The organism is Nocardia rosealba (assembly GCF_020216065.1).
GTDB lineage: Bacteria > Actinomycetota > Actinomycetes > Mycobacteriales > Mycobacteriaceae > Nocardia > Nocardia rosealba.
In genome coordinates this window covers 165,095-187,136 of record NZ_JAIWNA010000007.1, presented here as the reverse complement: position 1 = coordinate 187,136, position 22,042 = coordinate 165,095, and the positions used below count along the sequence as shown (strand labels likewise).

The following is a 22,042-nucleotide window of genomic DNA, read 5'->3' as shown; positions in this document are numbered from 1 at the left end:
GTTCTTTCGGCCCCTAGCCCTGGTTGGTGTTCTGTGCCATCAGCTGCACGACGTCGTCGAGCGACGCGCCGCCGAGAATCGCCGCGACCGGCAGGTCCCGGTCCAGCTCCGCCTTCACGCGCTTGCGGAAGTCCAAGGCCTGCAACGAGTCCAGGCCGAGCGCGACCAAAGGCATGGTGGCGTCGATGGATTCGGCGCTGTCGCCGCCGATCACCTTCAGCAGTTCGGTACGCACACGCAGGTCGAGCGGAGAGCTGTCGGGCTGTACCGGCGTTTGCGCTGCCTCGACCACGGCCTCCGGAGCCGGAGTGACCGAAACAGCTCGGGTGACAACCGAAGCCGTGGAAGGCGATTCGAGACCGGTGAGGACACTGTCCTGACCGAACGCGCCGAGCACCTCGCGCAGGAAGTCCCAGTCGGCGGCGATGATCATGCCGTCGCGCACGGGCGCGGCTAAGCCGGCCTCGATGGCGTCGGAGGGAACCATCGGGAACACGCCCGCCTCTTCCACCCGGGCGAACCCGGCGTCGTCGAGCGGACCCGCCACGCTCCACAGCCCCCACTGCAGGCTGGCCGCGGCGATGCCACGGGTGCGCAGCCTGCGAGCGGCGACATCGAGCATGCGGTTGGTGACCGCGTACAGGATCTGGCCCCGTCCGCCGATGGTCGCCGCCATCGACGAGCACAGCAGCACACGGCAATCGGTGGTCAGCGGCACGGTGTCGATCAGGGTGTCGAGGCCGTGCAGCTTGGCGCGGGCGGCGGTGTGGACGGCCTCGGCGGTGACCTGGTCGAGTTCGGCGTCGACATAGTTCACGGCGGCGTGGATCACCAGATCGGCCGGGCGATCGGCGATCTCGGCGGCGAAGGCCTTCGCCGATTCCGGATCGCTCACATCACAGGACCGCACGACGATCTCGGTGTCACCGAGGCCACGCAGACGCGCCAGTTCTGTTGCCAGGCTGGGGGTTTCACCGCTGCGGCTGAGCAGGGTGACGCGGCCGGTACTCGTGCGCGCCAGGTGATCGGTGAAACGGAGACCGAGCTGACCGGTACCGCCGACGATCACCACATGATCGAGACCCTCGGCGAGCGAGCCGGTTTCGGCGGTCTCGTCGACCACCAATCGCTTGACGAAGAGCTTGCCCGCTCGCAGCGCCAGCTCCGCCTCACCGCTGGAATGCACCGCGCCGACGATCCGGGGCGCCTGCGCGATCGGATCCTCGTTCGCGGCGAGGTCGAGATGGCGGAACAAGGTGCCAGGGTGTTCGATCCCGACGCTGCGGAATCCGGCCGCGACGCCTGCCTGGAACAGACAGGGGATCGGATCGCTCTCGTGCACAGCCTCGCCACCGACGGTCAGCAACCAGCACTCCCCGCCCGGACGCAGCACGGAAAGCGCTGGGGTCCAGCCTCGTTCGGCGTAAAAGGAGGTCAGTGCGGCGACAGCCGTCGCGGTGTCGTCGGACGCCGACGGTGGCACCAGGACAACGACGGAATCGAACGGCTGCATACGCACCGAGTCGGGCAGGCCGCGCGCGTCGCCGGGCACGGCATGCTCTTCGCCGGGTGCGGCGGAGCTCATCGCATCGGCGGCGGATCCTCGATCGTTCGCCTCGGCGCCTGCGCCGACAGCCGGATTCAGTTCGGCCGGGCCGAGCACCCGAGCCTCGGCACCGTGACGGTCCGCGGCGTTCACCAGGGCGACGGCCAGAGCCGAGCATTCACCCGTGTGGTCCACGATGAGCAGGCTGCGCGGGGCGGTCAGGGTGCGGCGCTGGAGCGGGGTCCATTGTTCGACCAGCCGTTGGGGTTTCGGCGTGGTGCTGGCGAGTTCGGGCGGAGTTTCCGATTCGTCAGGGGCGGCCCAGAGCCGCTTCGGGGCGGTGACGGTGTGCGGGAAGTCGCGCAGCGGCAGCGTGACGGTGTCGTCGACCCGCAGCGCGTCCCAGCGGTACCCGGCGTCGAGCACCGCGACCTGGGCGAGATTACGGGTGAACTCCGAGAGACCCTCGGCGGTGCGCAGCGACGTTCCGAGGACACGGAAGTCGCGCTGCGGCAGACCGGGACGCGACGGCACGAGGCCGAGGTTCTCCTGCAGGGCCAGCTGCAGCACGGGGTGTTCGGCGACCTCGATCAGCAGGTCGACGCCGTCGCTGCCCGCCGCGATCACGGCCTTGTCGAAACGCACCCGGTTGCGCAGGTTCCAGTACCAGTAGTCCTGATGATTGAGGTCGGAGCCGATCTTCGCGCCGAGTGTCGCGCCGTAGCAGTCGATCTCGGATTCGGTGAAGTGCGTACCGCTCATCTCGTCGCCGAGCATGTCCACGAAATCGGAACGCAGTTCGGCGACGATGGAGGTGTGCGCCGGGTAGGCCACGCGGATCTCGCGGGCGAACTGGCCGCGCTCGGTCGCGGTGGCGACCAGGTCGACAATGGTCTCGCGGTCACCGGAGATGGCAAGGATGTGCGGTGAGTTGACCACCGACAGCTCGGCCCAGCCCGAATGCCTGGCCAGCAACGCCTCGCAGGACTCGCGGTCCATGCCGAGCACGGCCATCGAGTAGCCGCGCGGGGAGATGCGCTCGACCAGGCGGGCGCGGTGGGTGACGGCCAGGACCGCGTCGCGCAGGGTCATCACACCCGACACCGCACCGGCCGCGAGCTCGCCCTGGCTGTGCCCGATCGTCGCCTGCGGCGCCACGCCGGCGGCCCGCCACAGCGCGGCGAGGCCGGTCATGTGGAACATCAGGGCGGGCTGTACTTCCCACACCGTGTCCTCGTACTGTCCCTCGTCGCCGAGCAGGTAGTGCAGCGGCTGGGAGTGGCCGAAACGTTCGAGGTGGATGGCGGCGCACTCGTCGACGACGGTGCGGTAGGCCGGTGATTGCGCGTAGAACAGCGCACCCATGCCGGGGCGCTGGCTGCCCTGGCCGGGGAAGACGAAACCGATGCGGCGAGAGCTCGCGGGGACGTCACCGAGAACCACGGTGTCGTGCTCGGCGCCGGTCGCGATCGCATTCAGCGCGGCGCGCAGCTCACTCGACGACTCGGCGTCGTTTCCGTGCACGGCGGGCCGGGCCAGGATCAGCGCTCGCCGACGTCGCGGCAGCCGGGTGCGGAACAGCATGTCGGCCAACCGTTCCGGTGTCACCGCGGGGTGCGCGTCGACGTAGTCGCGCAGGGCGGCGGCCTCGGCACGCAGCCCGTCGGCACTGTCGGAGGACAGCAGAACAGGAACGCTGCCGTCGGGCAGACGGTACTCAGCCATGATTGGTTTCCTCCAGCACCGGCAGGCCGACGATGGCGTGCGCGTTGGTTCCCGCGACACCGAACGACGACACCGCGGCGTAGCGCAGCCCGTCGGGGCGCGGCTTCCACTCGGTCGCCTCGGCCGCTAGGCGCAAAGTGGTTGCGCTCCAGTCGATATCGGTGGTCGGCTGATCCGCCCACAGGCTCGGTGCGATGGTGCCGTGCTCGCCGCACAGCAGCACCTTGATGAGCCCGAGCATGCCCGAGGCCGCCTGCGCGTGACCGGCATTGGACTTCACGGAGCCGAGCAGCGGGGCATCGGAACGATCGGCGTTGCCGTAAGTCGCCGCGAGCGCGGTCAATTCGAGCGGATCGCCGACGGCGGTTCCGGTGCCGTGGCCCTCGATCAGGCCGATATCGTCGACGCTCACCCCCGCGGCGGCCACGGTCGCCTCGATCAGTCGCTGCTGTGCGTCCGCGCTCGGCACGGCGATCGGCGCACCGGCGCCGTTGTGGTTCACCCGGGAACCGAGCAGCTGACCGTAGATCCGGTGGCCGAGCGCCTTCGCGCGCGACTCTCGTTCCAGCACGATCACGCCCGCGCCCTCACCCCACAGGGTGCCGGTCGGGTCGGCGGCGTAGGAACGGCAGTGACCGTCGGTGGCCAGGGCATTGTTCTTGGAGAACTCGTAGAACGCGCCGGGCGTGCCCATCACGCACACCCCGCCGGCCAGCGCCCAGTCGCACTCCCCCGCCCGGATCGCCGACGCGGCCTGGTGCACGGCGGTGAGCGACGAGGCGCACGCGGTGTCCACGCTGATCGACGGACCGACCAGGCCGAGCCCGTGCGAGATCCGCCCGGCCACCGCACCGAGCGCGGTGCCGGTGCCCCGGTATCCGCTGTACTCGTTGACACCCGCCGCGCGCGGACCGTATTCGGTGATCGACACGCCCATGAAGACACCGGCCGGATCACCGTCGAGCGCACCGGGGTTGATGCCCGCGTGCTCGAGCGCGCGCCACGCCACCCGCATGGCCACCCGCTGCTGCGGGTCCATCGCGACCGCCTCGCGCGGCGTGATGCCGAAGAACTGGGCGTCGAATTCCGTCGCGCCGTCCAGGAATCCACCGGCGTCGCGCACGGGCGCCCAGCCGTCGAGCCTGCCGAGGGCGAACAGTTCGGCCAGCGCCCAGTCACGGTCGCGCGGGAACGGGCCGATCAATTCCCGGCCGTCCGCGAGCGCGGACCAGAAGTCCGGCAGGGTTTCGATGCCGCCGGGGGCCTCGATTCCCATCCCGACGATGACGATGGGATCCACGCTCATCGGGTCAGCGCCTGTCCGGCCAGCACCTCGGCGATGCCGTCGATGTTCTCGTCGACGTAGAAGTGCCCACCCGCGAAGAGGTTCACCTCAACCTCGCCCGTGGTGGCCTGGTCCCAGCCGTAGAGGTCGCGCGGGCCGACGAACGGGTCGTCGTCACCGCCGAGCACCAGCACGGGTGCGGCGACGCGCACGCCGGCATCGCAGGAGTAGGCGTCGAAGGCGCGGTAGTCGGCCTTGAGCACGGGCAGCGCCATGCGCATCACCTCGCGGCTGGCCATCACGTCGGCGCCGGTTCCGTTGAGGGCGGCCATGTGGTCGAGCAATTCCTCGTCCTCGGTCGGATGACCAGGTAGCTCGGCGATCCGCTGCGGCGCGGCGGCCGCGGAAACCACCAGCAAACGGACGGACAACCCGGCGGCCTCGGCGAGCCGGGCGAATTCGAAGGCCACGATGGAACCCATGCTGTGGCCGAACACGGTGATCGGGGCGCCGGTGTCGCGCGCGGAGTCACGGAAGGCTTCGAAGGCGCCCTGCGCGAGCTCGGGCAGAGTCTCGGCGGCCGGTTCACGAAGGCGGTCCTGACGGCCGGGGTATTGCACGATCACGGTGTCGAAGTCCTGCGCCATACGCTTGGCGAACACCCGGTAGGCCGATGCGCCCGCGCCCGCGTGCGGGAAGACGATCAGTGGCGGTAGGGAGTCGGTTCGGGGGGCCTGGAATTGCCTGATCCAGCCGAGTTCTCTTGCCATGTCGCTCTCCCTCACCGACCGCGCCTAGCAGCGGCCGTTTCGCACTATCTCTCGCCGGGCCCGGACACGGGCCTACCCGGCGCAGTCGTCCGGGACCGGGGCGAATGTTGTTGCCGCCGAGCCCGAACCAGCTCCGGGCGCGCTCCGGCAACCACCGGGCGATCGGTCGGGCAACAGTAGCATCAACCCATTAGTATAGGCTAGCCTTACCAATCGAGGTGACCAAGGTAACGATGGAATGGAGCACCCAGCAGATGAACCCCGCCGGGACCCCCACCGCGCTACCCCGCGAGCAGACAGACCTGCCCGCTGACGTAGCCGCCGCCCCCGCGCCGAACCTGCCGGTGTTCGAGGCGCCCTTCTCTCTGCGGATGGCCGATCCCGACGGTACCGACCCCGACATGCTCGAAGAGTGGATGGCCCGGCCACACCTGCTCGAGTCCTGGGAGCAGGACTGGGACGCGCAGCGCCGTCGCGAGAATTTCCGCGCCCAGCTGGCCGGAACCTATTCACGTCCCTGCATTCTCAGCCTCGACTTCGCGGTGATCGGTCAACCGGAGAAGGGCGTGGTCGATGTCGCCTACATCGAGTTCTACCGTGCCGCCAAGGACGAGATCGGCAAGCTCTACCACGCCGACGCCGGCGACATCGCCTTCCACATCGCCACCGCCGAGACCGCGGTGATCGGCAAGGGCATCATGTCGGCCTGGATCTCGATCCTGCCCGCCGCCGTGTTCGCGGCCAACCCCGACTGCCGGCGCATGATGGGCGATCCCGACCATCGCAACGAACCGATCCGGCGCAGCCTCGAGAAGTCGGGCTGGCAGAGCATCGGCGAGTTCGACGTCCGCCCGGACCGCCGCATCTTCCTGTACACGGTCCCGCGCACCCCGGCGGATCTGCCTGTTCCCGTCTCCCCGCGAATTTAGGCCAGGCCAGGCGCGGCGCGATTTGCGTTGGCGGCCAGACGAGATCGAGGGTCACGGTCGCCCGTTCCCGGTGAGTTACCCATCTTCTCGCGAGATCAGTGGGTAACTCACCGCACGGGTCAGCGTGAGACTGCTTGCGCTGCGGAAACGTGACTGCGCGCCGGGACCGTGCGCAGCACTCGGTCCGACAGCTCGCCCAGGCAGCTGAGGTTCGGGAAGCCGGGGCCCTGCGCCATGGCGGCCATGTTCGGCAGGTACAGCTTGCTCGCCAGTCCGTTGACGGCCAGGTCGTAGCCGATCGACGATTCGATCCGGTTCTGCGTGAGCGGGCCGCCCACAGCCAGTTCCAGCTGATCGGCGGTCTGCTGATCGAACATCTCCAGGAACCACAGCGGCTGACCACCGGTCGCGTCGACGACGAGGTCGAAGTTGTGCACCTGGTCGGCGCGTAGCTCGTTGGTCAGCGTGAGCGCGAGTGAATCACCGGCCGGCACGACCTTGGTGACCCGGCCCTGCAGGTGGTGGACCCGGCTGTCGCCGAGCAGGCTTTCCTGCACGCGCACCGAGAACACACCGCGATCGGTGCGCCGGATCACGTCACGACGCTCCTGGATGCTCAGCGCGTTCCACTTCACCGGGTCACTGAACAGCGAGTTCTCGAAATAGCTTTCGCCGCGGGTGTAGATGGTGGCCATGGGCGAGATCACCGAGATGGTGAGCATTTCGTGGCGCACGAGTTCGTCGAGCGCGGAGCCCGCCGTCTCGCCGCCGCCGATCACCGCGGCCCGCGAGGCGGCGGGCAGACTGCGCTTGCCCGCCAGGTCCCAGAACTTCGCGATGCTCAGCACGCGCGGGTGTTCGGCCAGGGCGCGGCTGCTGCGGCCGGGGCCGGTGATCATCAGGCCGTCGGCGCTCAGTTCGGTGGCGGCGCCGTCGGCGTCGACGACGCGGGCCTGCCAGCGGTCGTCGTGGCGGATCTGCTCGACACGGCCGATCACCAGCTCGAGGTCGATCGACTTGGCCACCCACTGCAGGTATTTCGCCCACACGTGGTGCTGCGGGCTCGGCCTGCCGCGGTCGATCCACTCGGCGTAGGTGCCGTGCTCGATGAGGAACGAGGTCCAGCTGTAGGCCGACATGGCCCGGTCGATCTCGCGATTGCGACCGCGCGCCCAGGTGGAGTGGTACGGGAAGCCGATGTCCTTCTCGGGGCTCGTGCCGAGCCGGTGCTGCCCGTCGGTCCAGCCACCGGTGGGCAACCAGTTGCCACCCACCGCATGCGCCTCGACGACGACCACACGTGGCGCGGGCAGGCCGAGTGAGCGCAGGACATGCGATTTGGCCGCTACCGCAAGGGCTTTCGGCCCCGCACCGACCACCAGCAGGGTTTGCACCGGTTCGTTCTCCACTCTCTCAAGCACGGCCCATAGTTGCATAGGCTTACCTTATTTATCCACCGGGGGCAGACAAGTAAGTGTCGTTAGGCTAACCTAACGTTCATGGGTAAGGGATTCAACGGCCTGATGGTCAAGGCTTGGGGTGGCTCGGACTACCGCCTCACGGTGACTGCCAACGAGCAGATCACGGACAAATTCGTGCGGATCAGTTTCACCGCGGGCGGGCTGCTGGCCGACAATCCGGTGCACCCCACGCAGTGGATCCGCCTGTGGATTCCCGACGAGCACAGCGACAAACTGCACCACCGCGGCTACACCCTGGTGAACCAGAACCCGGCCGAGGACACCGTCTGCATCGACTTCGCGCTGCACGACGGACCCGCCGCCAACTGGGCGCGCCGCGCCAAGCCCGGCGACCCGCTCGATGCCAGCGTCCTCGGCTCCGACTTCCAGCTGCCCGAGCAGACGCCCAGCGAGTACGTCGTCTTCGGCGACACCGCCTCGCTGCCGGCTATCAACTCGCTACTGGACGCCATCGGTGACACCCCCGCGCGAGTGTGGCTGGAATGGCAGTACGAATCCGACACGACGATCCCCGTGCACAACAAGCCGCACCACACGGTCACCTGGGTGCAGCGCATCGACGACGGCCGCCTGCTGCGCGAAGCCGCGAACGAAATGGCCTGCCCCGCAGACGCTTTCGCCTGGATCGCCTGCGACGGCCACACCACGCGCTCGATCGTGAAGACCCTCAAGACCCACCACGCTCTGCCCAAGACGGCCATCAAGTATCAGGCCTACTGGAAGTGAGAACGCGGCGCCCGAACGGGCGCCGGTCCTAGACTGGGGATCTCCTACTCCGAGGAGGTCCCCATGTCCGTTCTCGACGTCAGTACCCCGCTCGGCGCGACGGTCGCCGCACGACTGGCCGACGAGCACGTCGTCTGGCTCACCACCATCGGCGCCGACGGCACCCCGCAGCCGAACCCCGTGTGGTTCCTGTGGCGCGAGGACACCTTCCTGATCTACACGATGCCGAAGGCGAAGCGGCTGCGACACCTGGCGCGCAATCCGCGGGCCTCGCTGAATTTCAACAGCAGCTCGAGCGGTGGCGAGGTGGCCGTGTTCACCGGCTCGGCCCGAGTCGGTGAACCGGTGAGCGACGACGCGCTCGCCGCGTTCGCGAGCAATTACACCAGGGGCTTCGTCGACATCGAGATGACGCGTGACGAGTTCTTCGACACCTACTCCGTCCCGATCCACATCACCCCGGATCACCTGCGCGGCTTCTGATCCCGACAGCGACGGGCGCAACGGAACACCCGTCGCGCCCGTCGTCGTTCTCAGACGGGTACCGGCTCCAGCCGCCAGCCCGACGCCCGCTCCCGCTCGTTCCAGAACGCGGCGTACCGGCCGTCGAGCGCGAGCAGCTCTGCGTGTGTGCCCTGTTCGACGATGCGACCACCGTCGAGGAACAGGATCTGGTCGGCGTGGGCGATGGTCGCCAAGCGGTGCGCGACCACGAGAACGGTCTTGTCCTTCGCCAGTTCGTGGATGCCGCGCACCACGACGGCCTCGCTGTGCGGGTCGAGCGCGCTCGTCGCCTCGTCGAGCAGCACGATCGGGGCGTCCTTGAGCAAGGCGCGGGCGATCGACACCCGCTGGCGCTCACCGCCCGAGAGCGACGCACCGCCCTCGCCGACCATGGTGTCGAAGCCGTCGGGCAGCCGGTCGACGATCTCGTCGACCCGCGCGGCACGGGCGGCGCGCAGCACCTCGTCCTCGCTCGCGTCGGGTTTGCCGATGCGGATGTTGTCGGCCACCGAGCGGTTAAACAGGTAGACGTTCTGGAAGACCAGGGCGAGCTGATCGAGCAGCGTGTTCGACGGTTGTTCGCGCACATCGTGTTCGCTCACCGAGACCGCGCCGGAATCCACATCGTAGAAGCGGGCGGCCAGGCGCAGCAGGGTGGTCTTGCCCGCCCCGCTCGGCCCGACGATGGCGGTGGTCGTGCCCGCCGGGACGGTGAAGGTCAGGTCGCTGAGCACGGGTTCGCCGGGGCGGTAGCCGAAGCTCACCTTGTCGAAGACGACGGCGGGCGCACCGGGCGTGACCGGCTCGGTCGGCATCGGCAGGGTCGGCTCGGCCAGCAGTTCGGTGATGCGGTCGGCGGCCGAAGCGGCCGACCGCAGCGCGGCGCCGAGCTGGGCGGCCTGGTTCACCGGTTCGATGAACCGCGAACTCACCGCGATCAGGGCGATGGCAGCGACGGCCGAGATGGTGCCGTCGGTCACCTGGACCACCGCGAGGTAGGCGAGCACGAGGAACACCGCCTGCACGAACAGCGCGAACACGATCAGGCCGGGCACCGTGGCCACCATCATCTTGCGCACCGCGCCACGCTGGCGGACCAGCGCCGCCTCGAGCGCCTTGTTGCCGGTGCCGACCGCGCCGAACGCGCGGAGCACCGGTTGGGCCTGCGCGAATTCGACCACCCGCGAATCGGCTTCGGCCGCCGCCTCGTGCAGCCGTGCGTCGGCACCGGTGTAGGCGCGGTTGGCGACCGCGTTGACCAGGTACAGCACCGGCGCGGCCAGCAGCATCGCGACACCGATGCGCCAATCGATGAACAGCATGCCGAGCGCGACGACCACCGGAACGATCACACCGGTGAGCACCTTGGTGAGCAGATAGGCGATCAGGCCTTGCATCTCGCGCACCTGCTCGACCATCACCCGCGAGAGCGGGCCTGCCTCACGGCCTTCGAACCAGCCGAGCGGCAGTTCGTTGAGCTTGTCGCCGAGGCGGGTCTGCAGCCCACGCTGCATACCGAGGCCGATGCGCAGACCGATGACGGCCTGCAGGTAGCCGAACACCACCACGCCTGCCACGGCCGCGGTCATGCCGAGTGCCCAGGTCCACGCGCCGCTCAGGTCGTCGCCGAACAGCGCCTCGAGTAACGGGACGAGCAACAGGTAGGCGATGGCCTGGCACACGGCCTGCAGCACGATGGCGGCCAGCAGACGCGGGACGAGCGAGGCGAACTCGTCGGGGACGAGGCGGAAAACCTTGCGGATCATCGTGTTTCCTCCACCAGGGCGAGCGTGCCGAGCGCGGCCTCGTTGATGTCCCACAGGCGCTGATACAGCCCGCCCGTGGAGCGCAGTTCGTCGTGGGTGCCCTGTTCGACTAGAGTCCCGTTGTCCAGCACCAGGATTCGGTCGACACCGGTGATGGTGTGCAAGCGGTGCGCGATGACCAGCACGGTGCGGCCCGCGACCAGCGCGGCGAGCGCGTCCTGCACGGCGGCCTCCGACTCGGGGTCGGCGAAGGCCGTCGCCTCGTCCAGGACGAGGACCGGGGTGTCGGCCAGCAGGGCGCGGGCGATCGAAAGACGCTGTGCCTCACCGCCGGACAGCGTGGCGTCCACACCGATCTCGGAGTCGTATCCGCGTGGCAGCGCGACGATCCGGTCGTGGATCTGGGCGGCGCGGGCGGCTCGTTCGATGGCCGTGTCGTCGGCGCCGGGTCGGGCGAGGAGCAGATTCTCGCGGATCGAACCGCGGATCAAGCGCACGTCCTGGAACACGAAACCGACCGTGCGATACAGCGCTTCGCTGCTGAACTCGCGGATATCGCGACCGTCGATGGTGATTCGGCCCGCACCGACGTCGTAGAAACGCGGCAGCAGTTTGGCGAGGGTGGATTTGCCGGAACCGCTCGGGCCGACCAGCGCGGTGATGGTGCCCGGCGTCAGTTCCAGATCGATGCCGCGCAACACGTTGTGGCCTGTGCGGTAACCGAATTCGACATTTTCGAAGCGGACCACACCGCGCTCGACCGGCACGTCACGGATCGACTCGGCGATCTCGAGTTCCGGCGTCTGGCGCAGCTCGTGCAACCGCAGCGCCGCTGCCCCACCGGCCCGCAATGCCTGCGACCCGTAACCGAGGCCGAGCAGCGAGCTACCGATTCCGAGCCCGACCAGCAGGAACGGCAGCAGGTCGAGCGGTTCCACCCAACCCGCGCCGACGAACGCCAGCCCGGCGAGCACGACGACGAGCATCACGAACACCGGCGTGACGACGATGTCGGAGGCCGACTGCACCCGGATGATCGGCATCTTCAACCGGTGCGCGGCATTCACCTGACCGTCGACGGCGGCCTGGAACTCGCTGTGCGCCTTGCCCGCCTGACCGAACGCGCGAACCACCTGGATGCCGTCGACGAACTCGATGGTGGCCTCGGCGGTGCGCCGCTCCCACCGGGTGTAGACGGCGAGGCGGTCGCGACCGTCGCGGTCCATGATCCGACCGAACAGCACGAAGTAGGCGATCAGCGGGATCAGCAGCACCAGGGTGAGCCGCCAGTCGACGGTGAACAGATACCCGAGGGTGACCAGCGGAACCACCAGTGCGCCGACGAACTCGAGCCGCGCGTGCGCGACCAGATAGTGCAGTGCCTCCACGTCGTCGCGCAGATAGGTCTTCACCTCGCCGGAGCTGCGCTCGCCGAACCAACCGAGCGGCACCCGGGTGAGCTTGGCCGCGAGCAGACGGCGCAGGGTGAGCTGGTAGCCGGCGTCGGCCGCGTGCGACCAGGTGAGGGCGACGGCCTGCAGCAGCGCTCGCAGGACGAGCACCGCGACGGCCGCGCCGAACAGCCACCACACCCGGTCGGTGTCGACCGGGGTCGTGAGCAGTTCCCGGCACGCCTGCACGATCAGCAGGAACGGGACCACGCTGCACACCGAAGCCACCGCGACGATCAGGCTCGCCGCCGTGAGCATGCCCGCCACCGGAGCCAGGATGTCCTTGCGCGCCTGCGCTTCTCGTTGCTTCTGCGCTTTCGCGGCCGCCTTGGACGGCCGGTTGCCCGACTCCACCCCCGGCGGCGGCGCTACCTGCACCGTCATACGTTCTGCCCTCTCGACCTGTCCACAGCAAGCTCTGCCGATGTAGGTTAGCCTAAGTTGAGTGGTTGTGGCCGGGTGGGGAAGGTTGCGTGAACTGCCAGTCAACCCCGGCGATATCGCACCGAATCGGGCGTAATTTGCTCCTACCTTGTTATCCATCGACACGGTGGGAGTACGAAAATGTTTGTCACGTCAATTATTTCGGCAATTGCGGACTGCCGGACCGACCCCGGGAATATGACACCCGAACAAGCGCATCGGGCCATGCAGATACACCTCGAATGCAGCGTCGACCTGTGCCGAGTGCGGCGGCGTGCGCGCCAGATTCTCGTCGAGGCGAAATTGATGGTTCTGGATCAACGCGCCGGCTGAGGATTGATACCCGAATTTCGGGGCATGTCCCAGTCGTGTTCACTCACCTGCCCCCATCGGCCGCCTGGATACAGCACCAGGCGCGAACCGGTTTCGAAGTGACGTATTTCCGCGACGGTGATCGTGGCGTGCTCGTCGAAGGGTGCGCCACCGGAACCGAGGACGGCGCCGTCTGGGTGATCGACTACCGGCTGCGGCTCGACGGCAGCTGGCACACCCGTTCGGCGCAGATCACCGGACGCTATCCCGACGGCAGGCGCACGCTCACCGTGCACTCCGACGGGCTCGGACGCTGGCAGGTCGACGGTGCCACCGCACCCGAACTGGACGGGTGCCTCGACGTCGACCTCGAGGCATCGGTATTCACCAACTCGCTCCCGGTGCGCAGGCTGGCACTCGACATCGGCGACTCGGCCGACGCGCCCGCGGTCTACATCCGCGCTGCCGACCTGAAGACGGTGCGACTGCCGCAGCACTACCGCCGGGCCACCGACGGCGACGACGGGCCGCGCTTCGACTACACCTCGTCGGATTTCGACTACCGCGCCACCCTGTCCTACGACGATGCGGGGTTGATCCTCGACTACCCGGATCTGGCCCGGCGCACGGTCTGAACCGGGGGCCTGTGGCGGGGCCGGGTGGTCCGGCGGCGAGACTGTCGGTATGCGACGCAGGCAGCAGCCGCCGCTGCCCAAGCGGCACGGCCTCGACCCGGCCCGGCTCCGGCTCCCGGAGGACGGACACTGGGCGACCGTGCGCGACCACCTCGTCGAGCGGTTGCCGCGGGTGGATCCGGCGCGCATCGACGAGATGCTGCGGGCGGGCGAGATCGTCGACCTTGACGGGCCGCTCGCGCCCGACGCGCCCTACGTCGCGGGCGGTGCGGTCTGGTTCCATCGCGACCTGCCCGTGGAGCAGGAAGTGCCGTTCGAGATCGGCATCGTGCACCGCGACGAGGACATCCTCGTCATCGACAAACCGCACTTTCTCGCGACCATTCCGCGCGGTCAGCACATCCTGCAGACCGCGCTGGTCCGGTTGCGGCGCGAACTCGACCTGCCCGACCTGATCCCGGCGCACCGACTCGACCGGGTGACCGCCGGACTGATCCTGTTCGTGGTGAATCCGGCCGTGCGCGGGGCGTATCAGACGATGTTCGGGCACCGGACCGTGCGCAAGGAATACGAGGCGATCGCGCCCTACGACCCCACATTGGAGCTGCCGAGGGTCGTGCGCAGCCGGATCATCAAGGAAAAGCATGTGCTCGCCGCGCAGGAAGTGCCCGGAGTGCCCAATGCCGAGACCCACGTGGAGCTCGTCGAGCATCGCGACGGGCTCGGCCGGTACCGATTGCGGCCACACACCGGGCGCACCCACCAACTGCGCCTGCATATGAACAGCCTCGGCGTACCGATCCTCGGCGACGATTTCTTTCCGGTCGTCACCGACAAATCCGTCGACGACTACACGCGGCCCCTGCAATTACTGGCGGCCACCCTCGAATTCACCGACCCGATCAGTCGCGTGCCCCGGCGATTCGAATCGCGGCGAACTCTGCAGGCGTGGCACGATTTGCCGGGTTGGTCCGGATCGGCTGTCGAGTAGCTCACGGACCGTTTCCCTTCTGTAATAAATCCGTACACTCGACCGGGTGCCCGTCTCCGCCGATCCCCGACCCGGACTGCACGCCTATATCGATATCGCCGTCGTTGTGGTGGTGCTCGCCGGAACCAATCTCATCGCACACTTCACCACCGCCTGGGCCAATATCGTCACCGTGCCCGTCGCGGCATTCCTGCTGCTCGCACTGATGCGCAAACGCGGGCTCGGCTGGGCCGAACTCGGACTGTCACCCAGGCACTGGCGCCGGGGCACCGTCTACGCGCTCGGCGCGGTGGGGATCGTGCTCACGGCTGTCGCGATCGGGGCCTTGCTGCCGATCACCAGGCCCTTCTTCCTCGCCGACCGGTACGCCACCATCTCCGGCGCACTGATCGCGTCGATGATCGTCATCCCCTTGCAGACCGTGATCCCCGAGGAACTCGCCTTCCGCGGCGTCCTGCACGGCACCCTCGACCGGGTGCTCGGTGTGCGCGGCCTGTTCGCGGCCGGCTCGCTGCTCTTCGGCCTCTGGCACATCGCCTCCTCCCTCGGCCTCACCGCGAGCAACACCGGCCTGTCCGGGATCGTCGGCGGCGGCCTCGCGGGCCAGGTCATCGGCATCACTCTCGCCGTCGCCGCCACCGCCGCCGCGGGCGTGGTCTTCACCTGGCTCCGCCGCCGCAGCGGCAGCCTTCTCGCCCCCATCGCCCTGCACTGGTCCCTCAACGGAGCAGGCGCCCTCGCCGCAGCCCTCGTCTGGCACACCGCACTGGCCTAGCATCGGTCCGGTGAAACGTGTGCTTGTCGGATTGGTAGTCGCGGTGACCGGTGGGGCGGCCGGGATCGGGCGGGAGATCGCCCGGGAACTCGGGGCCGCGGGCGCCTTGGTGTGTATCGGAGACCTGTCCGGTGACGCGGCCCGGGCGGCGGCGGCCGAGCTGCCGGGGACGGTGCACGGGTGCGAACTCGATGTGACCTCCGAGCGGTCGTTCCACGACTTCCTCGCCGTTACCGAGGCGCTGCTCGGGCCGGTCGATGTGCTGGTCAACAATGCCGGGGTGATGTGGGTCGGCGCGTTCGACGACGAACCCGACAGTGCTACCGCGCGGATGCTCGCGGTGAATCTGCACGGGGTGATCCGGGGTGTGCGGCTGGCTGCGCCCGCCATGCGCGCACGTGGGCGGGGACATATCGTCACCATCGCCTCGGTGGCATCGAAGGTCTCACCCGCCGGGGAGGCGACCTACGCGGCGACCAAACACGGTGTGCTCGGGTACCTGACGGGCGTGCGGGAGGAACTGCGCGGCAGCGGCGTGCGGTTGAGCGCGATCATGCCGGGGGTCGTCGATACCGAACTCGCGAAGGGCACGTCCAGCGGGGCGGCGCCACTGTTGCAGCCCGCCGATGTGGCGCGGGCCGTTGTCAAGGTGATCCAGCGGCCACGCTTCGAGGTGACGGTGCCGGGATCGCTCGGGCCGATGCTGCGCTGGGCCGGAGTGCTTCCACAGTGGGCCCGCGATCTGATCCTGCGCAGGACCGTCCCGAATCAGCTTGCGGCCGTTGGCGGTTCGTCCGCACGAGCCACTTACGAAAAGCGTTTACTCGACGGCGATTCCGGGGCCTGAGGGCTTTCTCCGCTCCATTTTCACACCATGATCGTTGACCCGGGAACGGTCGGCGTTTACGCTCTCTGCAATCACACATATGTTCGATAGTCCATATGTTCGAGTGACGCGGAAGGCGCGAGATGTCCGACGATCGGTCGATCGACCCTGCCGATACCGAGATCACGGCCCTCGCCAAGCAGGTCGCCACCGCCAGGGGCAAGCTGCCGCTGCAGCACGACACGGCACTCTACGACGCACTCTCGGAAGCCGAGATCCGCGCCGAACGCGAACTCGCCGAATGGATCCGGGCCCAGCGCCGCAAACAGCGGCGTCGCACTGTCGCCGACGAACTCGCCGCCGACAAACGTGACCGTCGCACTGGCGCTTTGATCCGGCGTACCGACGAAGCCGACGCCCGCTGGCACCGCAAAGCACTGGCCGCACGACGCCGGGTGTCGAGTGCCGACGCACGACTCGCTCAGCTCTACCGGCGCGCCGAATGGTCCTCGCGCGCACTGATCGGTGTGGTGCTGCTCGGCATGGTGTGGGCCGGGGTGAATGTGCAGCACAACCTCGTGCCGAGCGGGGACATGGGCGATCCGCTGTACTGGCTCAGCTTCGGCATCGAGGCGATGATCTCCATCCCGATCATCGTCATCATGATCGCCGCGACCACCGCGGCCCGCTGGGGGCGCGAACTCGAACGCGGCAAGGTCATCGTGTTCGAACTCGCCCTCCTCGGCACCACCGTCGCCCTCAACGCCGGGCCCCACCTGGCCTCCGGTGCATGGGGGCGGGCGGCAGAGTTCTCCATCGCGCCCGTGATGGTCGGTGTCGTGATCTGGTTGCACGCCTGGGTTTCGGCGCGGTACGCGATGTTGATCGAGAGCGCTTCGGTGGAACTGCCGGGGAGCTACTCCCCCTCCGAACGAGTGGATTCCGCTGTCACACAGCAGGACTCACTGTCGACGATCGGCAATGGCGCGCGCTTGTCCGCCGTCGACACCGATACTCAGGTCGGCGGCAGCGCAGGGCTCAACCACCACGCCTCGCAGGCCGACCGCGCCACACACAGCACAGAGGCCGGGCAGGTCGATCACGCCATGCCCAGCAGCGACGCCGGTCTCGACGACGAAGCCACTCTCGATGGCGACGTCGTACTCGGCGGCAGAACCGGGCACGACGCCGCCGTCGATATCGAAGCGCCGCGCAGCGACGAGGAGGATCTGGTCGCCGGATCCGACGACGCCGCGCCCGGCGAGCGCCCGAACCCCAAGCGCCCGCACATCACCCGCCGCCCTGCTGCCGAAAAGTCGACCGCTCCCGGCACTCTCGAACTCATCCACCGGGCCGCCGCCGACCACCGGCGCAACGGCCACGCCGACACCAACGGTGCCACCCCCTCGTTGCGGCGAATACCTGTCACCGCCGCCGCCCGACCCACTCTCGGCGAAGCGACCGGCACCGACCCCGTTACCGAGGCGACGGCGCACGCCGGCACCGTCGCCCGTGACCACAACGGCGACACGGCTGCCCCCACTCCGGTGGTAGCGCAACACAATTCACCGGCCCCCGCCGACGAGCCAGAACAACTCACCCTCGCCACGGAACCCGCCGAGCAACTGCTGCTGGAGACCGAACCCGCCCGGGTCGCCGAGCCCACCGCCTCGCCCACCGCGGTCACCGAGCCCGTCGCACCGGACAACCCGGTCACTCGGGTCACCCCGGTCACCAAGCCCATCACATCGGCCACGCCGGTAGCCGAGCCCATCGCACCGGCCACCCCGGTAACCGAGTCCGTCGCGCCGGACAACCTGTCCGCCCGCAAATCCGAGTCGGTCGCACAGGGCGAAGTGTCGGCCCAAATATCTGAGCCGCCCGCACAGTTCGAGACGTCCGCCGAAGACACCGAGCCCACCGCGCCGGTCGCACTGCCAACTGACACCTCAGATGCCGACGAACCGCTCACCGCGCAGGAATCCGCCCCAGAGGAAGACCCCTTCGAAGACCACCCCGCCGACGAATTCGACTACGACGACACCGAGGTCCGCGCCCTGGCCCGCCGTATAGCCACCCACAGCCCCCTGCGCCTGACCCTCGAACAAATCGAGGAAATCCTCGAACTCACCGACCAGTCCTGGTCAGCCCGCAGCATCGGCGCCGAAGTAGGCGTCCCCGGCAAAACCGTCACCAACGTCGTCGAATTCGCCCGAAAAATCCGCCACCCCTACGCCTTCACCGGCTGAGGCCTGCGATCCCTTTCGGACCAAGAGTCCAAGCTCCTCGCGGGCAACAACGACGCTCTCGGTGCAACCGAGGTAGCTCACGCAAGCCGCCGCATCAGCACGGCGTGCTCGTCCATGATCGAGTAGACCACCGCACCGAACGCCTCGTGCCCAGCGACGTACCTGCGAATTGCCTCTTGCGCCAAATCCTGCTCGCTCAGTCCGAGACGCTCGGCCAGCTCGGTCATGCGCCGGCCATCATCGCCGTCGAGATGCAGTGTTATGGCCATTCCGCATGATATCCGGCAATATCACCTAGCCCGCGACACGACGAAGGCCCGCTTCCCAGAGGGAAACGGGCCTTCGTGGCAACGATCTCGATGGATCGAGGAGGGACCTTACTTGGCCTTCTCCAGGACCTCGACCAGACGCCAGCGCTTGGTGGCCGACAGCGGACGGGTCTCCATCAGCTGAACGCGGTCGCCGACGCCGGCGATCTCGTTCTCGTCATGCGCCTTCACCTTGGAGGTGGTGCGAATGATCTTGCCGTAGAGCGGGTGCCGGTGACGGTCTTCCAGCTCGACGACGATCGTCTTGTTCATCTTGTCCGAGACGACGTAGCCGCTACGAACCTTGCGGCTGCCGCGCTCTTCCTTCTTCTCGCTCATGCCGCATCTCCCTTGCCCGCGGGCGCCGTGGCCAGGCCGAGCTCGCGCTCACGCATGACCGTGTAAATGCGCGCGATCTCGTGGCGGACGACGCGCAGACGACGGTTGTTGTCGAGCTGACCCGTCGCCATCTGGAAGCGCAGGTTGAACAGCTCTTCCTTCGACTCGCGCAGTTTGGCCACGAGCTCTTCTTCGTTGAGCTCGCGGAGCTCTGCGGCCGGTGTTCCGGTAGCCATCAGAACTGCTCCTCCCTGGTCACGATCCTGCACTTCATGGGGAGCTTGTGCATCGCGCGGCGCAGGGCCTCGCGAGCGGTCTCCTCGTTGGGGTAAGACATCTCGAACATGACCCGACCGGGCTTCACGTTCGCGACCCACCACTCCGGCGAACCCTTACCGGAACCCATGCGGGTCTCGGCAGGCTTCTTGGTGAGCGGGCGGTCGGGGTAGATGTTGATCCAGATCTTGCCGCCACGCTTGATGTGGCGGGTCATCGCGATACGCGCCGACTCGATCTGACGGTTGGTGACGTAGGCAGGCTCGAGAGCCTGGATGCCGTAGTCACCGAACGCCACCGCGGTGCCGCCCTTGGACATGCCGGAGCGGCTGGGGTGGTGCTGCTTGCGGTGCTTGACCCTACGGGGCATCAGCATGCGTCAGCCCTCCTTGTTCTCTGCCGGAGCCTCCGCCACTGCGGTGGCGGCGCGACCGACCTCGGTGCTGGTCGCGGTGGTGCCAGTGGCGCCGGACCGACGGGGGCGGCTCGGACGCTCGCGACGCTGGCGATCCGGAGCAGCGGCAGCGGCAGCGGTCACCTCACGACGACCACCGACGATGTCGCCCTTGTAGATCCAGACCTTCACGCCGATGCGACCGAAGGTGGTCTTGGCCTCGTAGAGGCCGTAGTCGATGTCCGCGCGCAGCGTGTGCAGCGGGACGCGACCTTCACGGTAGAACTCCGAGCGCGACATTTCGGCGCCACCGAGGCGGCCCGAGCACTGCACACGGATGCCCTTGACGTTCGGCGAACGCATGGCCGACTGGATGGCCTTACGCATCGCGCGACGGAACGCCACACGGTTCGACAGCTGCTCGGCAACACCCTGAGCAACCAGCTGCGCATCCGATTCGGGGTTCTTGACCTCGAGGATGTTCAGCTGAACCTGCTTCTTGGTGAGCTTCTCCAGCTCGGCGCGGATGCGGTCGGCCTCCGCGCCACGGCGACCGATCACGATGCCGGGACGCGCGGTGTGGATATCCACACGGACGCGATCACGGGTGCGCTCGATCTCGACCTTCGAGATGCCGGCCCGCTCCATGCCAGTGGCGAGGAGCTTGCGGATCTGAACGTCTTCCTTCACGTATTCCGCGTACTGCTTGTCCGCGTACCAACGCGACTTCCAGTCGGTGGTGATACCGAGGCGGAAGCCATGGGGGTTGATTTTCTGTCCCATTTACTTTGCCCCTCCCTTCCGGCGGCTACGAGTGGCAGCGCCGGCAGTGGGCACGCTCTCGACCTCGATGGTGATGTGGCTGGTGCGCTTGCGAATCCGGAACGCGCGGCCCTGGGCCCGCGGCTGGAAACGCTTCATGGTGGCACCCTCGTCGACAAAAGCAGTCGAGATGACCAGGGTGGCCGGGTTGAGGCCGAGGTTGTTCTCGGCGTTCGCCGCGGCCGAAGCCACGACCTTGGCCACCGGCTCGCTGGCGGCCTGCGGGGCGAACCGCAGGATGGCCAGCGCGTCCTCGACACGCTTGCCGCGGACCATGTCCACGACGCGACGCGCCTTCATCGGGGTGACCCGCACATGCTTAGCGGTAGCGCGGGCAGTCGGGTTCTGAACCGTTTCGGTGTTGGTTTCAGTCATCGCCGCTTGCTCTTCCGGTCGTCCTTGACGTGGCTCTTGAACGTCCTGGTCGGCGCGAACTCACCGAGCTTGTGGCCGACCATGTTGTCCGAGACGAACACCGGGACGTGCTTGCGACCGTCGTGGACGGCGAAAGTGTGACCGATGAAATCGGGGATGATGGTCGAGCGACGCGACCAGGTCTTGATGACCTGCTTGGTGCCTTTTTCGTTCTGGACGTCCACCTTCTTCAGGAGGTGGTCGTCGACGAACGGGCCCTTCTTGAGGCTGCGTGGCATTTCTTACCTCCTCCTTTAGCGCTTCTTGCCGGTCTTGCGACGGCGGACGATGAGCTTGTCGCTCGGGCGGTTGGGCTTGCGGGTACGGCCCTCAGGCTGGCCCCACGGGGAGACCGGGTGGCGACCACCGGAGGTCTTACCCTCACCACCACCGTGCGGGTGGTCGACCGGGTTCATGACGACACCACGGACGGTAGGACGACGGCCCTTCCAGCGCATACGGCCGGCCTTGCCCCAGTTGATGTTCGACTGCTCGGCGTTGCCGACCTCGCCGACGGTGGCGCGGCAGCGCACGTCGACACGGCGGATTTCACCGGAGGGCATACGAAGGGTCGCGTACGGCCCTTCCTTGCCCAGCAGCTGAATGCTCATACCAGCGGCACGGGCCATCTTGGCGCCACCGCCCGGACGCAGCTCCACGTTGTGGATCGTGGTACCGGTCGGGATGTTGCGCAGCGGCAGGTTGTTACCCGGCTTGATGTCGGCCGTGGGGCCGGACTCGATCGGGCTGCCCTGCTTGATGCCCTTCGGCGCGATGATGTAGCGCTTCTCGCCGTCGGCGAAGTGCAGCAGTGCGATGTTGGCGGTGCGGTTGGGGTCGTACTCGATGTGAGCGACCTTGGCCGGGATGCCGTCCTTGTCCAGTCGACGGAAGTCGATGACACGGTAGGCACGCTTGTGACCGCCACCGCGGTGACGCGTGGTGATGCGACCGTGCGCGTTACGACCACCGGACTTGGTGAGCGGGCGCAGCAGCGACTTCTCCGGCGTCGACCGGGTGATCTCGGCGAAGTCCGAGACACTCGAGCCACGACGGCCCGGTGTAGTCGGCTTGTATTTACGGATTGCCATGAGT

The 22,042-nt window shown here is 67.9% G+C and carries 22 protein-coding genes; 8 read left to right on the top strand and 14 right to left on the bottom strand.

The features are described 5' to 3' along the window. Positions 1-13: 13 nt before the first annotated feature. The 3 genes from nbtC to LDL21_RS23955 are packed head-to-tail and all read right to left on the bottom strand — an operon-like array spanning position 14 to position 5,326. The gene (gene nbtC / locus LDL21_RS23965; RefSeq protein ID WP_225281848.1) at positions 14-3,271 is read right to left on the bottom strand and encodes a nocobactin polyketide synthase NbtC; all 3,258 of its coding nucleotides are present in this window, start codon (positions 3,269-3,271) and stop codon (positions 14-16) included. Next, positions 3,264-4,577, bottom strand: a complete 1,314-nt coding sequence (locus tag LDL21_RS23960; protein ID WP_225281847.1) for a beta-ketoacyl [acyl carrier protein] synthase domain-containing protein — start codon at positions 4,575-4,577, stop codon at positions 3,264-3,266. Before LDL21_RS23960 ends, nbtC begins: the two co-directional genes overlap by 8 nt. Then, positions 4,574-5,326: a thioesterase II family protein gene (locus tag LDL21_RS23955; RefSeq protein ID WP_225281846.1), complete on the bottom strand. Its 753-nt coding sequence runs from the start codon at positions 5,324-5,326 to the stop codon at positions 4,574-4,576. The genes LDL21_RS23960 and LDL21_RS23955 overlap by 4 nt, the downstream gene beginning before the upstream one ends. Positions 5,327-5,559: 233 nt before the next feature. Here LDL21_RS23955 and LDL21_RS23950 point away from each other — a divergent pair, with 233 nt between their 5' ends. Next, positions 5,560-6,255 carry a GNAT family N-acetyltransferase gene (locus tag LDL21_RS23950; RefSeq protein ID WP_225281845.1) on the top strand — a complete coding sequence of 232 codons (696 nt, stop codon included), beginning with the start codon at positions 5,560-5,562 and terminating at the stop codon, positions 6,253-6,255. 119 nt (positions 6,256-6,374) lie between these two features. Here the strand turns inward: LDL21_RS23950 and LDL21_RS23945 are convergent, their stop codons facing one another. Then, on the bottom strand, positions 6,375-7,649 hold the full coding sequence (locus tag LDL21_RS23945) for a SidA/IucD/PvdA family monooxygenase (protein WP_225281929.1): 1,275 nt from the start codon (positions 7,647-7,649) through the stop codon (positions 6,375-6,377). Positions 7,650-7,754: 105 nt separating this feature from the next. Between LDL21_RS23945 and LDL21_RS23940 the strand changes: the two genes are divergently transcribed. After that, positions 7,755-8,462 carry a siderophore-interacting protein gene (locus LDL21_RS23940; RefSeq protein ID WP_225281844.1) on the top strand — a complete coding sequence of 236 codons (708 nt, stop codon included), beginning with the start codon at positions 7,755-7,757 and terminating at the stop codon, positions 8,460-8,462. Between the two features lie 63 nt (positions 8,463-8,525). Next, positions 8,526-8,945, top strand: a complete 420-nt coding sequence (locus LDL21_RS23935; RefSeq protein WP_225281843.1) for a TIGR03667 family PPOX class F420-dependent oxidoreductase — start codon at positions 8,526-8,528, stop codon at positions 8,943-8,945. Between the two features lie 50 nt (positions 8,946-8,995). Here the strand turns inward: LDL21_RS23935 and LDL21_RS23930 are convergent, their stop codons facing one another. Both LDL21_RS23930 and LDL21_RS23925 read right to left on the bottom strand, forming a co-directional pair. Beyond that, positions 8,996-10,732 (bottom strand): ABC transporter ATP-binding protein, encoded by a 1,737-nt coding sequence (locus tag LDL21_RS23930; protein WP_225281842.1) that lies wholly within the window; start codon positions 10,730-10,732, stop codon positions 8,996-8,998. Further along, positions 10,729-12,567: an ABC transporter ATP-binding protein gene (locus tag LDL21_RS23925; RefSeq protein WP_225281841.1), complete on the bottom strand. Its 1,839-nt coding sequence runs from the start codon at positions 12,565-12,567 to the stop codon at positions 10,729-10,731. The genes LDL21_RS23930 and LDL21_RS23925 overlap by 4 nt, the downstream gene beginning before the upstream one ends. Positions 12,568-12,974: 407 nt before the next feature. Between LDL21_RS23925 and LDL21_RS23920 the strand changes: the two genes are divergently transcribed. The 5 genes from LDL21_RS23920 to LDL21_RS23900 all read left to right on the top strand — a co-directional run bounded on the left by LDL21_RS23920 (position 12,975) and on the right by LDL21_RS23900 (position 18,394). Further along, the gene (locus LDL21_RS23920; RefSeq protein ID WP_225281840.1) at positions 12,975-13,553 is read left to right on the top strand and encodes a putative glycolipid-binding domain-containing protein; all 579 of its coding nucleotides are present in this window, start codon (positions 12,975-12,977) and stop codon (positions 13,551-13,553) included. A gap of 49 nt (positions 13,554-13,602) precedes the next feature. Beyond that, positions 13,603-14,544 carry an RluA family pseudouridine synthase gene (locus LDL21_RS23915; RefSeq protein WP_225281839.1) on the top strand — a complete coding sequence of 314 codons (942 nt, stop codon included), beginning with the start codon at positions 13,603-13,605 and terminating at the stop codon, positions 14,542-14,544. 46 nt (positions 14,545-14,590) lie between these two features. After that, complete coding sequence (locus tag LDL21_RS23910; RefSeq protein ID WP_133733959.1) at positions 14,591-15,319, top strand: CPBP family intramembrane glutamic endopeptidase; 729 nt, start codon at positions 14,591-14,593, stop codon at positions 15,317-15,319. A gap of 10 nt (positions 15,320-15,329) precedes the next feature. Further along, positions 15,330-16,166, top strand: a complete 837-nt coding sequence (locus LDL21_RS23905; RefSeq protein ID WP_225281838.1) for an SDR family oxidoreductase — start codon at positions 15,330-15,332, stop codon at positions 16,164-16,166. A gap of 122 nt (positions 16,167-16,288) precedes the next feature. Then, a complete protein-coding gene (locus LDL21_RS23900) occupies positions 16,289-18,394 on the top strand; it encodes a hypothetical protein (RefSeq protein ID WP_225281837.1) in 2,106 nt (701 codons plus the stop codon). Between the two features lie 77 nt (positions 18,395-18,471). Here the strand turns inward: LDL21_RS23900 and LDL21_RS23895 are convergent, their stop codons facing one another. The 8 genes from LDL21_RS23895 to rplB form a co-directional block, all read right to left on the bottom strand. Then, positions 18,472-18,663: a ribbon-helix-helix domain-containing protein gene (locus LDL21_RS23895; protein WP_225281836.1), complete on the bottom strand. Its 192-nt coding sequence runs from the start codon at positions 18,661-18,663 to the stop codon at positions 18,472-18,474. 108 nt (positions 18,664-18,771) lie between these two features. Beyond that, complete coding sequence (gene rpsQ / locus LDL21_RS23890; protein WP_067491145.1) at positions 18,772-19,041, bottom strand: 30S ribosomal protein S17; 270 nt, start codon at positions 19,039-19,041, stop codon at positions 18,772-18,774. Continuing rightward, positions 19,038-19,277, bottom strand: a complete 240-nt coding sequence (rpmC, locus tag LDL21_RS23885; RefSeq protein WP_019045024.1) for a 50S ribosomal protein L29 — start codon at positions 19,275-19,277, stop codon at positions 19,038-19,040. Before rpmC ends, rpsQ begins: the two co-directional genes overlap by 4 nt. Continuing rightward, positions 19,277-19,693 (bottom strand): 50S ribosomal protein L16, encoded by a 417-nt coding sequence (rplP, locus tag LDL21_RS23880; RefSeq protein ID WP_067491147.1) that lies wholly within the window; start codon positions 19,691-19,693, stop codon positions 19,277-19,279. The genes rpmC and rplP overlap by 1 nt, the downstream gene beginning before the upstream one ends. A gap of 3 nt (positions 19,694-19,696) precedes the next feature. Continuing rightward, positions 19,697-20,494 (bottom strand): 30S ribosomal protein S3, encoded by a 798-nt coding sequence (rpsC, locus tag LDL21_RS23875; RefSeq protein ID WP_067491148.1) that lies wholly within the window; start codon positions 20,492-20,494, stop codon positions 19,697-19,699. After that, positions 20,495-20,908 (bottom strand): 50S ribosomal protein L22, encoded by a 414-nt coding sequence (rplV, locus tag LDL21_RS23870; RefSeq protein ID WP_067491149.1) that lies wholly within the window; start codon positions 20,906-20,908, stop codon positions 20,495-20,497. After that, positions 20,905-21,186, bottom strand: coding sequence for a 30S ribosomal protein S19 (rpsS, locus tag LDL21_RS23865; RefSeq protein WP_067491151.1), 282 nt, complete (start codon positions 21,184-21,186; stop codon positions 20,905-20,907). Before rpsS ends, rplV begins: the two co-directional genes overlap by 4 nt. Before the next feature lie 15 nt (positions 21,187-21,201). Beyond that, positions 21,202-22,038 (bottom strand): 50S ribosomal protein L2, encoded by an 837-nt coding sequence (gene rplB / locus LDL21_RS23860; protein WP_067491152.1) that lies wholly within the window; start codon positions 22,036-22,038, stop codon positions 21,202-21,204. Positions 22,039-22,042: the final 4 nt, after the last annotated feature.

Coding starts and splice junctions, on each gene's coding strand:
- nbtC (WP_225281848.1), bottom strand. CDS start 3,271: ATGGCTGAGTACCGTCTGCCCGACGGCAGCGTTCCTGTTCTGCTGTCC.
- LDL21_RS23960 (WP_225281847.1), bottom strand. CDS start 4,577: ATGAGCGTGGATCCCATCGTCATCGTCGGGATGGGAATCGAGGCCCCC.
- LDL21_RS23955 (WP_225281846.1), bottom strand. CDS start 5,326: ATGGCAAGAGAACTCGGCTGGATCAGGCAATTCCAGGCCCCCCGAACC.
- LDL21_RS23950 (WP_225281845.1), top strand. CDS start 5,560: ATGGAATGGAGCACCCAGCAGATGAACCCCGCCGGGACCCCCACCGCG.
- LDL21_RS23940 (WP_225281844.1), top strand. CDS start 7,755: ATGGGTAAGGGATTCAACGGCCTGATGGTCAAGGCTTGGGGTGGCTCG.
- LDL21_RS23935 (WP_225281843.1), top strand. CDS start 8,526: ATGTCCGTTCTCGACGTCAGTACCCCGCTCGGCGCGACGGTCGCCGCA.
- LDL21_RS23930 (WP_225281842.1), bottom strand. CDS start 10,732: ATGATCCGCAAGGTTTTCCGCCTCGTCCCCGACGAGTTCGCCTCGCTC.
- LDL21_RS23925 (WP_225281841.1), bottom strand. CDS start 12,567: ATGACGGTGCAGGTAGCGCCGCCGCCGGGGGTGGAGTCGGGCAACCGG.
- LDL21_RS23915 (WP_225281839.1), top strand. CDS start 13,603: ATGCGACGCAGGCAGCAGCCGCCGCTGCCCAAGCGGCACGGCCTCGAC.
- LDL21_RS23900 (WP_225281837.1), top strand. CDS start 16,289: ATGTCCGACGATCGGTCGATCGACCCTGCCGATACCGAGATCACGGCC.
- LDL21_RS23895 (WP_225281836.1), bottom strand. CDS start 18,663: ATGGCCATAACACTGCATCTCGACGGCGATGATGGCCGGCGCATGACC.
- rpsQ (WP_067491145.1), bottom strand. CDS start 19,041: ATGAGCGAGAAGAAGGAAGAGCGCGGCAGCCGCAAGGTTCGTAGCGGC.
- rpmC (WP_019045024.1), bottom strand. CDS start 19,277: ATGGCTACCGGAACACCGGCCGCAGAGCTCCGCGAGCTCAACGAAGAA.
- rplP (WP_067491147.1), bottom strand. CDS start 19,693: ATGCTGATGCCCCGTAGGGTCAAGCACCGCAAGCAGCACCACCCCAGC.
- rpsC (WP_067491148.1), bottom strand. CDS start 20,494: ATGGGACAGAAAATCAACCCCCATGGCTTCCGCCTCGGTATCACCACC.
- rplV (WP_067491149.1), bottom strand. CDS start 20,908: ATGACTGAAACCAACACCGAAACGGTTCAGAACCCGACTGCCCGCGCT.
- rpsS (WP_067491151.1), bottom strand. CDS start 21,186: ATGCCACGCAGCCTCAAGAAGGGCCCGTTCGTCGACGACCACCTCCTG.
- rplB (WP_067491152.1), bottom strand. CDS start 22,038: ATGGCAATCCGTAAATACAAGCCGACTACACCGGGCCGTCGTGGCTCG.